Genomic DNA, 12,078 nt, shown 5'->3' with positions numbered 1-12,078 from the left:
CCACCCGCGCCGCCTCCTGGCGTTGCCGCGCTAGCTCGGCCTCGGCCTTGGCGCGTTCCGCTTCCCGCCGCCTGGCGCGTTCCTCGCGTTCGGCCGGCGATAGCTCGGCGTCTGGCCGCCCGACAAAGCAGGTTGCTTGCTCGCCGCTCTTCCAGTTGTGCGCGATGACGCCTTGGCCGTCGGCGAACACCTTGACCGAACCGTCGTCCCGCCCCTTCCTCCCGGCGCCGGTCACGTCGCAGCGCACCCATTCGCCGGGGCGGCAGGGGCTTTTCGGTTCGTCGAGTCCGACGGCCGCGCAGGCCTCGGCGATGGCGTCTTGAAGATCGCGGATCGTGCGCGGGGCCGCTGGGGTGGCGCGTGCAGTCGGCAAAGGGGGCAGCGCTACCATGCCGCGCCTCCTGCCCGGCGAGCTTGCCCGGCGCCCGTGCTAGAATTGAAGCTCGTGCGTTCGAGCTTGTCGGCCGTCTCGGGAGCTCCACCCGGGGCGGCCTCGATTTTTTCACTCATGGCGCGCCCCTTATGCCGATTCAATCAGGGCGCGAATGTCTTCGACTCGCCAGACGGTAACACGCGGCCCAAGCTTTACCGGCTTGGGAAAGCGCCCGGTTTTGACGCCGTGCCACCAGCATGTTTTCTTGACGGGGATGATGGGGGGCAGGCCTTTCTTCGGGTCGCCGATGATTTGCGACAGGCGAAGAAAGCCGGTTTCGGGTAGTTGGTTCATTGCATCCGTCCTTATTCAAGTTGAGACGGGTGCATCCTAATTTTTCCGTTAAAACGGATCACCGTAGTTGCGGAAGCCGGTGCCGCAGTTGCGGTAATGGATCAGGTCGCGGTCAGGCTTCGCTTTGCCGCTGCAAACTTTTCTTCGAGTGTTCGCGCCGATATTCCAGGCTTGCCTTCATAGTGTCCGAGTAACGCGGCAATGATCGCGGCTTGGTTGTCGTAAATGGATTGCGGCTTGCCCGCTGGCGACTTCCCAAGCATCAGCGCCAGCATTGCCCCGATGATGTTCAGATAGGTTGTCTCGGCTCTCTCGCCGGGGATATTCATCCTTTCCACCATCGCCCGCAGTGAATCGCGCTCGCCGCGCAGGGCATCCATTTCGCGGATGGTGTCCGCCGCCCAAGCCTTCGCCCTTTCCAGTTCCGCCCGCGCTGCATCTCGATCAGCCTGCAAGGCTCGGAAAGCATCGGCGTTGATCGCCGCATGGGTCTTGCGCTCGATTTCGTCGAACAGGAATTCGGGCTTGTCTGCCGGGTGCTCTTTGGCAATCCACGCCCTCAAGTGCTCCCGCGATACATGCCGGCGTTCTGGCGCGATATGTTCATTGGTCACCTTCCCGTTTTCACGCGATGCTGGCAGTGCTCCTCTTTCAATGGCATCGTGAATGATCCTGCATCGCACCTCGAAACACGGAATGAACGGGTGAGTGAATACCCCGCGAATGTAGGGGTGCGGGGTTATTCGATTTAGTTCCTCTTGCACCTCGTCGGGCGGAACCCCGCACCAAAGCATTGCCGCCACTGGCACAGGGTAATAGGCTTGATATGCATTTAGGTGCTGACAGTCGTTTTTGTTGTACCAAGATTTCATGGCGTCCCTTCCGCTCCATGCCCTTGATTGGATGCCGCACCAGCCGGGCAAGGGATTCCCGGTTTTCGCCCCGTCGGGCTAGGCGCGGCAAACCGTCATGCCGCCGCTTGCTTGATCGGCGTCACCTTGTCACCGCCCTTTGCCATTTCGTCGATCAGGTCTGCCCATTGCTGCATCATGGCGCGCCGCTCTTCCAGATATTCCGCTTGGTTGTAGCTGGCTCTTACCTTGTTGCGCTCGGCATGGGCTAGCTGGCGTTCGATCACGTCAGGCCGAAAGCCGATTTCATTCAGGATGGTTGAAGCCGTCGCCCGGAATCCATGCGCGGAAAAGCCGATGCTGTCTTTGCCGTTGAAGCCCATGCGTTCCAGCGCCCGGTTCAGTGTCGTTGACGTCATGCAGGTTTTCGGGTTGCGGTAGTTGGGGAACAACATCCCGCGCCCGCCGGTGTAGGTGTGCAGTTCGCGCAGCAATTCCACGGCTTGCCGAGATAGTGGAACAATGTGCGGCTCCCGCATCTTCATCCGCTCAGCGGGGATGCGCCATTCCGCCCGGTCAAGGTCGATTTCCGCCCACCGCGCCCCGCGCAGTTCCACAGTGCGAACGAATGTCAGCAGCATCAGACGCAAGGCGATAACCGTAGTCCGATACCCGGCATAGCCTTCAAGGGCTTTGATGAATGCCCTTATCTGGTCGCGGGTCAACGGCTTGCGATGCTCGATCTTCGGTCGGTGAATCGCGCCCTTCAGTGCCGCCGCCGGATCAGCATCCGCCCGCAGGGTTGCCACGGCATAGCGGAATACCGCCGACGCCCATTGCCGCACCTGCAGGGCTACGCTTTCAGCGCCACGCCCCTCGATTGCCTTGACGATTTCCAGCAGTTGCGCCGCTGTCACGTTCCGAATGGGATGCTTGCCGATCTTGGGGAAGACATCGGCTTCCATGAAACGCTCAACCTGCCGAAGATAGTAGGGCGTCCATGTCGGCTTTTTCTTGGCTATCCACTCCCGCGCCACGGCCTCGAAAGTGTTGGCGCTTTCAGCATGGATTGCCAGCCGATCGGCTTGTCTCTGGTGCGCCGGGTGAATGCCTTGCTTCACCAGCGCCCGGCATTCTTCGCGCCGCGCCCGCGCTTCGGCAAGGGTCAGCATCCCCGCGTTGCGCCGGGCTTGGGCTTGCTCTTTGGTTTCGCCGGTAGGGGCTTGGACATATTCCCCGACGGCGAAGACGTTTTCCTTGCCCGCGATGCGGTAGCGGTAGCGCCACAGCTTCGCGCCAGTCGGCCGCACCTCCAGATAAAGCCCGCCGCCGTCAGTCAGCTTGATCGGCTTGTCGCCGGGCTTGGTGTTGCGGATTTTTGCGTCGGTCAGGGGCATGATGCGGGTATCCGGGGAATCGATACCCGCTACGATACCCGCAATTTACTTGAATGGCAATGGACAACCCCGACTTTTGCCGGATACTAATTACTTGATATTGCTTGAATTCGCGCCGCGGATCGGATATCAACGGCCTTTTCCGGATGGCGATGCAGCTTTTCGATCAACAGCAACATCGCCCCTTCTCCCGAGCCGTCGGACGGCTCATTGTCACACACCCACGCTCACGCCTGCGCCGGCCGCGGCAGCCACACGCGAAAGCATCCAGCGTCGCCCCACTCCACTTCCCCCTGGTTCGCCCGGGCGAGCGTACGGGCCACGTACAACCCCAAGCCCGTGCCGCCGGCGCGCGAAGAAACGAAAGGCTCGAACAAACGTTCGCGCACTTGCGGCGCCGGTCCCGGCCCGTCGTCGCACACCTCCAGCCGCACCCGTTCTCCCTCGGCCCGGGCACACACGCGGATCGCACCCGCGCGGCGGCTCGCGAAATGCGCCGCATTATCGAGGAGATTGTCAAGGATGTGGCGCAAATGCAAGGGATCGGCCCAAACGCACAAGCCTTTCTCCACCTCCAGCATCACTTCCTCCTCCCGGCGCCCGAGCCGCGAGAGCGCTTCGCGCCACCACGGCCCCAGCCACGCGGAAAGATCGAGGACTTCCGGCCGAGGCCGCTGCCGCCGCCCCAGGGACAAAACGTCCTCCACCAGACGTTCGATCCGTTCGGCATTGTCGAGCGCCATCGCCCGCAAGGTCTCGCGCGCCGTCGCGTCTTCCTCGCCCCGCATCAGCTCCAACGCCTGCACCACCGCCGCCAGAGGATTGCGCACCTCATGCGCCACCCCGCCGACCAAAGCGCCGAGCGAGGCGAGCTTGTTGCGCTCGAACTCCCGGCTCACTTCCTCCAGGTCGCTCACGAACACCAACCATCCGCCGCCGCGATAGGGCACGCTCGCCCGACAACGCAACCGGCGCCCCTGCACCGTCACCCAACGCTCCCCCCCTGCACGCGCCAAAGCGCGATCGACGCCGGGAAGGATCGCATCGACCCGCTCTCCCACGGGTTCCCGGCCCAGCCAAAGCCGCAGCGGCTGCGAGGCATAGCGCACCATGTCCTCATCGTCGACCACCAACACCCCGTCGCGCAGTTCCCGCAAGATGCGGTCGTTGATCTCCCTTTGCCAGGCGAGGGTCTCCTGCTGCGCCCGGACCGATTCCTCTGCCCGGCGCAGGCGCTCTCCCAGCGCCTGAGTCGCCAGGGCCACCGCAAAAGCGCCCGCCCCGCTCAGCCCCACGAGATAGGCATCGCTCGCCCCCGCACCCAGCCAACCGCGCCACAGGTTTTCTCCCAACAAGGCAAGCGCCACGAGCGCGGCATAAAAAGCGGCCAGCCGACGCGACACCACCAGCGAAGCCCCGCCCACGGCCAGATAGAGAAAAGGCACCAACCCCGAACGAAACCCGCCGCTCACCATCATTACCCCGGTGAGCGCCGCCACGTCCAGCAACACCGCCGCCGTCACCCAGGCGGCGGAGCGGCGCAGGCGTATCGGCCGCAAGACGGCCAAGGCCACGGCGGCACCGAAATACCCCACACTCAGCCACAGGAACGCCCCCGGCCACTCCTCGCCCAGGGACATCTGGCGCCCGCCCACCAGCAAGACGCCGGCCACGGCCACACGCAGCAGATCCCCGAGGCGGCTGACGGCGCTCGACACGCCGGCCGCGGCAGGCTCAAGCTCGGCCACGTTCGGCGGCTTCCCGATGCTCTTGGCAGCAGAAGACACGTCCGCCGGAACGTACCGCCTCGGAAGTAGGTACGAACACGCCGCAATGGGCACACTGGAGCATCGGTTCAGCCTCGAGCGCGGACTTCGCTCTTCGACCGTCCGCCCGCGCCCCTTTGCCACTCAAGCGAGACGCATCATCCGTCGCGAAAAACCGCCGCCGTGCCCACCACACCACCGCGAGCAGCACCAAGAACCAGAACAACCAACGCATCACCGCATCCCGCATCGGACCAAAAAAGCGATTGTAGCGCGTGCCCATGTTCCTGTCGTGCTATGATTTTCTTCGCCCAGATCGACGTTCGGCTCACGATGTCCTTTACTCCTCCGCTCGCCACCCTGCGCCGCGACGGCAATTCCATCATCATTCTCGATCAGACCGAGCTTCCCTGGCGCGTCGTCGAGCGCCGGCTCACCACTATGGAAGACGTGCTGGAAGCCATCGTCGCCATGCGCGTGCGCGGCGCTCCGCTCATCGGTGTCGCCGCCGCCCATGGCCTCGCGCTCGCCCTGGAGCGCGACGCGAGCGACGCCGCCCTCGAAGCGGCGATCGCCCGGCTGCTCGCCACCCGCCCCACCGCGGTGAACCTGCGCCTCGCGCTCGAAGCGCAGCGCGCCGTGCTCGCGCCGCTTCCGCCCGCCGATCGCCCCGCCGCCGCCTGGGCCGAAGCCGAGCGCCAGCGCGCCGACGACGTCCGACGCTGCGAGGCCATCGGCCGCGCCGGGCTTGCCTGGATCGAGGAACTGGCGCGCCGGCTCGATCGCCCCGTGCGCCTCCTCACGCACTGCAACGCCGGCTGGGTCGCCACCTGCGGCGCGGGCACGGCGCTCGCCCCCATCTACCTCGCCCACGCCGCCGGCATCCCGATGGAAGTCTTCGTGAGCGAGACCCGGCCACGCAATCAGGGGCTCATCACCCACTGGGAACTCACGCAGGCCGGGGTGCCCGCCACCCTCGTCGCCGACAACGCCGCCGGGGCGCTGATCGCCGGTGGGGAAATCGACCTCGTCCTCGTCGGCGCCGACCGCATCGCCCGCAACGGCGACGTCGCCAACAAGATCGGCACCTACCTCAAAGCCCTCGCTGCGCACGCCCACGGCGTCCCCTTCCTCGTAGCGGCTCCGGCCACCACCTTCGATCCCGCCTGCCCCGACGGCTACTCCATCCCCATCGAGGAACGCGCCGCCGAAGAAGTCCTCACCGTCGCCGGTCTGCCGCCAGGCGCGGGTGACCCCGTCCCCGTGCGCCTCACGCCGCTGCCGGCCCGAGTGCGCAACCCCGCTTTCGACGTCACCCCCGCGCGCTGGATCACCGCCATTCTCACCGAGACCGGCGCCTGGCCCGCGCCGCTCGCCACCGCAAAGCTCGCCCCGGAGACCGACCGATGACCGATGCCGCCCTGGCGCTGCTTGCCGCCGCCCGGCGCCTGGCCGAAACCGGGCTCAACTCCGGCAGCGCCGGCAACCTCAGCGTGCGCACCGCCGGCGGCTTCCTCATCACCCCCTCCGGCATTGCGCCCGAGGAGCTCACCGCCGACATGATGGTGCCGATGACACTCGACGGCGACCATTCCGGCCCCTGGCCCCCCTCGAGCGAATGGCGCTTCCACCGTGACCTCTACCGCACCCGACCCGAAGCCGGCGCCGTCATCCACTGCCACAGCCCGGCGGCCACGGCGCTCGCCTGCCATCGCCGCGACCTCCCGCCTTTCCATTACATGATCCTGCGCTTCGGCGGTCCCGACGTGCGCTGTGCCCGCTATGCCCGTTTCGGCACCCAGGCGCTGTCGGACGCCGTGCTCGAAGCCCTCGCAGGCCGCCGCGCCTGCCTCATGGCCAACCACGGCATGCTCGTCTGCGGCCGCGACCTTCCCCAGGCGCTCGCCCTGGCGCAGGAGCTGGAAACCCTGTGCGAACACTACCTGAGGGCCCGCACGCTCGGCGAGCCGGTCCATCTCACGGACGAAGAGATCGCCGAAGCGCAAGAAGCCATCGCCGGCTACGGCCGACGCTGATCGAGAACATCGAGGCAATCGAGAGAGAAAAGCACCCGAACGGTGCCCTTGGTGCCCGGGAAGGGACTCGAACCCCCACGCCTTGCGGCGCCAGAACCTAAATCTGGTGCGTCTACCAATTTCGCCACCCGGGCACGGCGAACCATTATAATCCAAGCTCACTGCCGCAACGATCAGGACCGGAGATGACCCGCAAGATCCTCGTCACGAACGCGCTGCCCTATGCCAACGGCGACATCCACCTCGGCCACCTCGTAGGCTACGTGCAGGCCGACGTCTGGGTGCGCTACCAACGCATGTGCGGGCACACGGTCCATTACGTCTGCGCCGACGACACGCACGGCACCCCCGTGATGCTGCGCGCGGAAAAGGAAGGCATCACGCCCGAAGCGCTGATCGCCCGCGTCCAACAGGAACACGCCCGCGATTTCGCCGACTTCCTCGTCGCCTTCGATCACTACCACAGCACGCACAGCGAAGAAAACCGCTTTTTCGCCGAAGACATCTACCGCAAGCTCAAGGCGGCAGGCTTGATCGAGGCCCGCGAAATCGAGCAGTTCTACGACCCGGTCAAAGGCATGTTCCTGCCGGATCGCTTCATCAAAGGGGAATGCCCGCGCTGCGGCGCGCCGGATCAATACGGTGACAACTGCGAGGCGTGCGGCGCGGCCTACTCGCCCACCGAACTCAAGAATCCCTATTCCGCCGTCTCCGGCGCCAAGCCCATCCTCAAAAAGAGCGAGCACTACTTCTTCAAGCTCTCGGATCCCCGCTGCGTGGAGTTCCTGCGCCGCTGGACGCGCGGCACCAACGCGCGCGGCGAACCCCACCTGAGCCTCGAGGCCGCCAACAAGATCCGGGAATGGCTCGGCGAAGAAGGCGAGAACCGCCTCTCGGACTGGGACATCACGCGCGATGCCCCTTACTTCGGCTTCGAGATCCCGGACGCACCCGGCAAGTATTTCTACGTCTGGCTGGATGCCCCCATCGGCTATCTGGCGAGTTTCCTGGCGCTCGCCAAGCGCCGCGGCAACCTTGACGTGGCCGAGTACATCGACGCACGCCGCGCCGCCGAAGCCGGCACCGAGATGGTGCATTTCATCGGCAAGGACATCCTCTACTTCCACGCCCTCTTCTGGCCGGCGATGCTGCACTTTTCCGGCTACCGCACGCCCACGCGCGAGTACGTCAATGGGTTCCTCACTGTCGACGGCGCCAAGATGAGCAAGAGCCGCGGCACCTTCATCACCGCCCGCTCCTGGCTCGAACATGGGCTCGACCCGGAATGGCTGCGCTACTACTTCGCCACCAAATCGAACGGCACCTTCGAAGACATCGACCTCAGTTTCGACGACCTTATCGCCAAGGTCAATAGCGACCTCGTGGGCAAGTACGTCAACATCGCCAGCCGCACCGCCCGCTTCATCGTCGATCGCTTCGACGGCCGGCTCGGACCCGTCGATGCCGAAGCGCTCGCCCCTTTCAAGGCCGCCCACCGCGACGAGCGGCTGCATCGTGCATTCGAAGACGCCGACTACGGCCGGGCGCTGCGCGAGGCGATGGCGCTCGCCGATGCCGCCAACCACTATATCAACGAGCACAAGCCTTGGGAATTGGCAAAGGGCGGGGAACTCGAGCGGTTGCACCGTGTCTGCTCCACGGCGCTCACCATGTTTCGCGATCTCACCCGCCTCCTCAAACCCGTCCTGCCGCGCACCGCGGCGCGCGTCGAGCGATTCCTCGCCATCGAACCGCTGTGCTGGCAGGAAGACTGGGCACCGCTACCGGCCGGGCACCGGATCGAATCCTACGAGCACCTCCTCACCCGGATCGAACGCAAGGCGATCGACGCGCTCATCGAAGCCAACCGCGAAGCCCTCGCCCCGATCACCCCTCCTGCCAAACCCGCTGCGACGCAGCCCGAATCAGCGGCGCCGATCACGCTCGATCAGTTCCTCGCCGTCGACCTGCGCGTGGCGCGCGTCATCGCCGCAGAGCCGGTCGAAGGCGCCGACAAACTGCTGCGGCTCTTGCTCGACGCGGGCGAACGCGAGGAAGACGGCAGCGCCCGGGTACGGCAGGTCTTCGCCGGCATCAAAGCGGCCTACGATCCTGCCTCACTCGTCGGCCGGCTGGTCGTGCTGGTGGCCAACCTCGCGCCGCGCAAAATGAAGTTCGGCATCTCCGAAGGCATGGTGCTCGCCGCCTCCGACCCCGACGGCAAGCACCCCGGCATCTACCTCGTTTCCCCCGACGATGGTGCCCTCCCCGGCATGAGAATCAAATGAGCTTCTTCCGCCCGCGTCTCATCGAAACGCTGCGCGATTACGACCGCGGGCAGTTCCTCGCCGACCTCTCGGCCGGCGTCACGGTCGGCGTGCTGGCCCTGCCGCTCGCGATGGCCTTTGCGATCGCCAGCGGCATGTCCCCTTCGGCCGGCATCTGGACGGCCATCGTCGCGGGGTTCCTCATCTCGGCCCTAGGCGGCTCGCGCGTGCAGATCGGCGGCCCCACCGGCGCCTTCATCCCCATCGTCTACGGCATCGTCGCCGCGCACGGCGAGGCAAACCTGCTGGTGGCGACCATGCTCGCCGGGCTCTTCCTCTTCGCGTTGGGCGCAGCGCGGCTCGGCACGCTCATCCGTTTCATCCCGCTGCCGGTGGTGATCGGTTTCACCAACGGCATCGCGCTCGTCATCTTTCTCTCCCAGATCAAGGATTTCCTCGGGCTGGCGATCGAGAAAGTCCCCGCCGAGTTCTTCGGCAAGATGCACGCGCTCGCCACGGCGCTGCCCACCATCCACTGGCCTACGCTCACCTTCGGGCTCGCCTCGCTCGCCTTCCTGCTCACTTGGAACCGCTACGCCAAGCGCAATGCCTGGCTCGGTCGCATTCCAGGGCCGTTGGCGGTACTGATCGTCGCCACCGCCGTGAACATGCTCTTCTCCCTGCCGCTGGAGACGATCGGTACGCGCTTCGGCGGTATCCCGCAAATGATCCCGAGGCCGAGTTTCCCGGCATTCGACCTCACCAAATTGGGACAACTGCTGCCGCCGGCGATCGCCATCGCGCTGCTTGGCGCAATCGAGAGCCTGCTCTCGGCCCGGGTGGCCGACAGCATGATCGACGATCGGCACGATCCGAACCAGGAGCTGATGGCCCAAGGCATCGCCAACGTCGTCGCCCCGCTCTTCGGCGGATTCGCCGCCACCGGCGCCATTGCCCGCACCGCCACCAACGTGCGCGCCGGCGGACGCAGTCCGGTAGCCGGGATGGTCCATTCCCTGACCCTGCTCGCCATCGTGCTCGTGCTCGCGCCGCTCGCCGCGCACGTGCCGCTCACCACGCTCGCCGCCATCGTGCTCGTCACGGCGATCAACATGGGTGATTGGCACGAAATGTCGATCGCCGCGCTCAGACGTTTCAGCACGAAATACCGCGTGATCCTCATCACCACCTTCACGCTCACCGTGCTCTTCGACCTCACCATCGCCGTCGAAGTCGGCATGGTGCTCGCAAGCCTCGCCTTCATCTACCAGATGGCGCGTTTCACCCACGTGGATCGCCTGCCGCTCGAGCGACGGCCCGACGCGGCGCGCTTCCTGCGCCCGGATGGCACCCTGCGCGTGGCCGCCTACCGCATCTCCGGAGCACTCTTCTTCGGCGCCATCCACAAGCTCGACGAGCTCCTCGACACCCAGGATTGGCCCGACGTAGTCGTGCTCGACCTGGGTAAACTCGTGAGCATCGACGCTTCGGGCCTGGACACCCTGCGTGCCATCGCCCGAGAACTCGGCAAGCGCGGCATTCCCCTCGTGCTTGCCGAGCTGAATAGAGAAATTTTTCGCACCTTGCGCAAGGCGGGATTCCTCGACGAGATTGGCCGCGGGAACGTACGGCGCACCTTCGAGGACGCCTTGGCACACGCCGCGACCCTGCAACGGCGCGAACCCGAGATTTCCTATACGTAGCAGCGAGCGCTGGGGTATACTTGCCCGTTCCCGACGATCGACACACACCCCACCGCGATGGATTATCTCGGCTTTCGCCTGCGCAACAACCTCTTCGTGGCCCCCATGGCGGGGGTCACGGACCGCCCCTTCCGGCAGCTGTGCAAGCGCCTGGGCGCGGGACTGGCGGTCTCCGAGATGGTCACCTCCAATTCGCTCCTCTATGGCAGCGCCAAGACCCTGCGCCGGGCCGACCACAGGGGCGAAGTCGAACCCATCGTCGTGCAGATCGCCGGCGCCGACCCGGAAATGATGGCGCAGGCGGCACGCTACAACGTCGAGCGCGGGGCGCAGATCATCGACATCAACATGGGCTGTCCGGCGAAGAAAGTGTGCAACGTTTATGCCGGCTCGGCGCTCATGCAAGACGAAGCGCTCGCCGCCCGCATCCTGGAAGCCGTGGTGCGCGCCGTGCCCGACACCCCGGTCACGCTCAAGATGCGCACCGGCTGGAACCGCGCCAACAAGAACGCCCCGCGCCTGGCGCGCATCGCCGAATCCTGCGGTATCCGGGCGCTCGCTATCCACGGCCGTACCCGGGCCGATCAATACATGGGCGAAGCGGAATACGACACCATCGCGCTGGTGAAGACCCTCGTCTCCATTCCCGTGATCGCCAACGGCGACATCAACACGCCCGAGAAGGCCCGCGCCGTGCTGGACTACACCGGCGCCGACGGCGTGATGATCGGCCGCGCCGCCCAGGGGCGCCCCTGGCTCTTTCGCGAGATCGAACACTACCTCGCTACCGGCGAGCACCTGCCGCCGCCCTCGCCGGCCGAGATCCGGGCTCTGCTGCTCGAGCACCTCGAAGACCTCTATGCCTTCTACGGTGAAACGACCGGCGTGAAGGTCGCGCGCAAGCACATCTCCTGGTACACCAAGGGCCTCGTCGGCTCGGCGGCTTTCCGCCAACGCATGAACCGGCTCGAGACGGTGGCCGAACAGCGCGAGGCGATCGACGAATTCTTCGGCGAACTCGCCAGCCGGGGGATCGAACCCCTGGAAACGACCGACGAGGTCTGCGCATGAAACCGATGCCCGAATGCCGCGACGAGCTCGGCCGGGCGGTGCTCGCCACGCTCGAGCGCTATTTCCACGACCTCGAGGGCCAGACGCCCACGGGTCTGTACGCGCTGGTGATGGACCGGGTCGAGAGCGAACTCATCCGCTACATCCTCGCCCGCGCTGACGGCAACCAGACGCTGGCGGCACAGATGCTCGGCATCAACCGAAACACGCTACGGCGCAAGATCCAGCAATACCATCTCGGCTGACCCTCACGCACGGAA

At 65.7% G+C, this 12,078-nt stretch carries 11 protein-coding genes, 1 tRNA gene and 1 pseudogene; 6 read left to right on the top strand and 7 right to left on the bottom strand.

Annotated features, from left to right (window positions below; genetic code table 11):
• The 6 genes and pseudogenes from H607_RS0102625 to H607_RS0102600 form a co-directional block, all read right to left on the bottom strand.
• Positions 1 to 391 (bottom strand): annotated as a pseudogene (locus H607_RS0102625) (hypothetical protein); the annotation flags it as partial.
• 129 nt (positions 392 to 520) lie between these two features.
• Positions 521 to 727 carry a helix-turn-helix transcriptional regulator gene (locus H607_RS0102620; RefSeq protein ID WP_028874145.1) on the bottom strand — a complete coding sequence of 69 codons (207 nt, stop codon included), beginning with the start codon at positions 725 to 727 and terminating at the stop codon, positions 521 to 523.
• Between the two features lie 101 nt (positions 728 to 828).
• Positions 829 to 1,599, bottom strand: coding sequence for a protein kinase (locus H607_RS11400; protein ID WP_157381260.1), 771 nt, complete (start codon positions 1,597 to 1,599; stop codon positions 829 to 831).
• A 95-nt stretch (positions 1,600 to 1,694) separates the two neighbouring features.
• Positions 1,695 to 2,975 carry a tyrosine-type recombinase/integrase gene (locus H607_RS11395; RefSeq protein WP_037989260.1) on the bottom strand — a complete coding sequence of 427 codons (1,281 nt, stop codon included), beginning with the start codon at positions 2,973 to 2,975 and terminating at the stop codon, positions 1,695 to 1,697.
• Between the two features lie 227 nt (positions 2,976 to 3,202).
• The gene (locus H607_RS0102605; RefSeq protein WP_028874144.1) at positions 3,203 to 4,723 is read right to left on the bottom strand and encodes a sensor histidine kinase; all 1,521 of its coding nucleotides are present in this window, start codon (positions 4,721 to 4,723) and stop codon (positions 3,203 to 3,205) included.
• A complete protein-coding gene (locus H607_RS0102600) occupies positions 4,710 to 5,024 on the bottom strand; it encodes a PP0621 family protein (RefSeq protein WP_051240577.1) in 315 nt (104 codons plus the stop codon). Before H607_RS0102600 ends, H607_RS0102605 begins: the two co-directional genes overlap by 14 nt.
• A gap of 14 nt (positions 5,025 to 5,038) precedes the next feature.
• Between H607_RS0102600 and mtnA the strand changes: the two genes are divergently transcribed.
• Together mtnA and H607_RS0102590 are read left to right on the top strand one after the other, a co-directional pair.
• The gene (gene mtnA, locus H607_RS0102595) at positions 5,039 to 6,151 is read left to right on the top strand and encodes an S-methyl-5-thioribose-1-phosphate isomerase (protein WP_211218446.1); all 1,113 of its coding nucleotides are present in this window, start codon (positions 5,039 to 5,041) and stop codon (positions 6,149 to 6,151) included.
• Positions 6,148 to 6,777 (top strand): class II aldolase/adducin family protein, encoded by a 630-nt coding sequence (locus H607_RS0102590; protein ID WP_028874141.1) that lies wholly within the window; start codon positions 6,148 to 6,150, stop codon positions 6,775 to 6,777. Before mtnA ends, H607_RS0102590 begins: the two co-directional genes overlap by 4 nt.
• A gap of 49 nt (positions 6,778 to 6,826) precedes the next feature.
• Here the strand turns inward: H607_RS0102590 and H607_RS0102585 are convergent.
• Positions 6,827 to 6,911 (bottom strand) — tRNA-Leu (locus H607_RS0102585).
• 51 nt (positions 6,912 to 6,962) lie between these two features.
• Here H607_RS0102585 and metG point away from each other — a divergent pair.
• Genes metG through H607_RS0102565 form a run of 4 tightly spaced genes read left to right on the top strand, consistent with a single transcriptional unit; the run spans position 6,963 to position 12,063 of the window.
• Complete coding sequence (gene metG, locus H607_RS0102580) at positions 6,963 to 9,065, top strand: methionine--tRNA ligase (protein ID WP_028874140.1); 2,103 nt, start codon at positions 6,963 to 6,965, stop codon at positions 9,063 to 9,065.
• Positions 9,062 to 10,747, top strand: coding sequence for a SulP family inorganic anion transporter (locus H607_RS0102575; RefSeq protein WP_028874139.1), 1,686 nt, complete (start codon positions 9,062 to 9,064; stop codon positions 10,745 to 10,747). Before metG ends, H607_RS0102575 begins: the two co-directional genes overlap by 4 nt.
• Before the next feature lie 57 nt (positions 10,748 to 10,804).
• Positions 10,805 to 11,818, top strand: coding sequence for a tRNA dihydrouridine synthase DusB (gene dusB / locus H607_RS0102570; protein WP_028874138.1), 1,014 nt, complete (start codon positions 10,805 to 10,807; stop codon positions 11,816 to 11,818).
• Positions 11,815 to 12,063, top strand: a complete 249-nt coding sequence (locus H607_RS0102565; protein WP_206673193.1) for a helix-turn-helix domain-containing protein — start codon at positions 11,815 to 11,817, stop codon at positions 12,061 to 12,063. The genes dusB and H607_RS0102565 overlap by 4 nt, the downstream gene beginning before the upstream one ends.
• Positions 12,064 to 12,078 lie beyond the last annotated feature (15 nt).

Origin of the sequence: Tepidiphilus margaritifer DSM 15129 (assembly GCF_000425565.1) — a bacterium.
GTDB lineage: Bacteria > Pseudomonadota > Gammaproteobacteria > Burkholderiales > Rhodocyclaceae > Tepidiphilus > Tepidiphilus margaritifer.
This window is presented reverse-complemented; position numbering and strand designations above follow the sequence as displayed.

What these genes read in the sequence shown, in the direction of transcription:
- H607_RS0102620 (WP_028874145.1), bottom strand. Translation starts at nt 727, where the DNA reads ATGAACCAACTACCCGAAACCGGCTTTCTTCGCCTGTCGCAAATCATC.
- H607_RS11400 (WP_157381260.1), bottom strand. Translation starts at nt 1,599, where the DNA reads ATGAAATCTTGGTACAACAAAAACGACTGTCAGCACCTAAATGCATAT.
- H607_RS11395 (WP_037989260.1), bottom strand. Translation starts at nt 2,975, where the DNA reads ATGCCCCTGACCGACGCAAAAATCCGCAACACCAAGCCCGGCGACAAG.
- H607_RS0102600 (WP_051240577.1), bottom strand. Translation starts at nt 5,024, where the DNA reads ATGGGCACGCGCTACAATCGCTTTTTTGGTCCGATGCGGGATGCGGTG.
- mtnA (WP_211218446.1), top strand. Translation starts at nt 5,039, where the DNA reads ATGATTTTCTTCGCCCAGATCGACGTTCGGCTCACGATGTCCTTTACT.
- H607_RS0102590 (WP_028874141.1), top strand. Translation starts at nt 6,148, where the DNA reads ATGACCGATGCCGCCCTGGCGCTGCTTGCCGCCGCCCGGCGCCTGGCC.
- metG (WP_028874140.1), top strand. Translation starts at nt 6,963, where the DNA reads ATGACCCGCAAGATCCTCGTCACGAACGCGCTGCCCTATGCCAACGGC.
- H607_RS0102575 (WP_028874139.1), top strand. Translation starts at nt 9,062, where the DNA reads ATGAGCTTCTTCCGCCCGCGTCTCATCGAAACGCTGCGCGATTACGAC.
- dusB (WP_028874138.1), top strand. Translation starts at nt 10,805, where the DNA reads ATGGATTATCTCGGCTTTCGCCTGCGCAACAACCTCTTCGTGGCCCCC.
- H607_RS0102565 (WP_206673193.1), top strand. Translation starts at nt 11,815, where the DNA reads ATGAAACCGATGCCCGAATGCCGCGACGAGCTCGGCCGGGCGGTGCTC.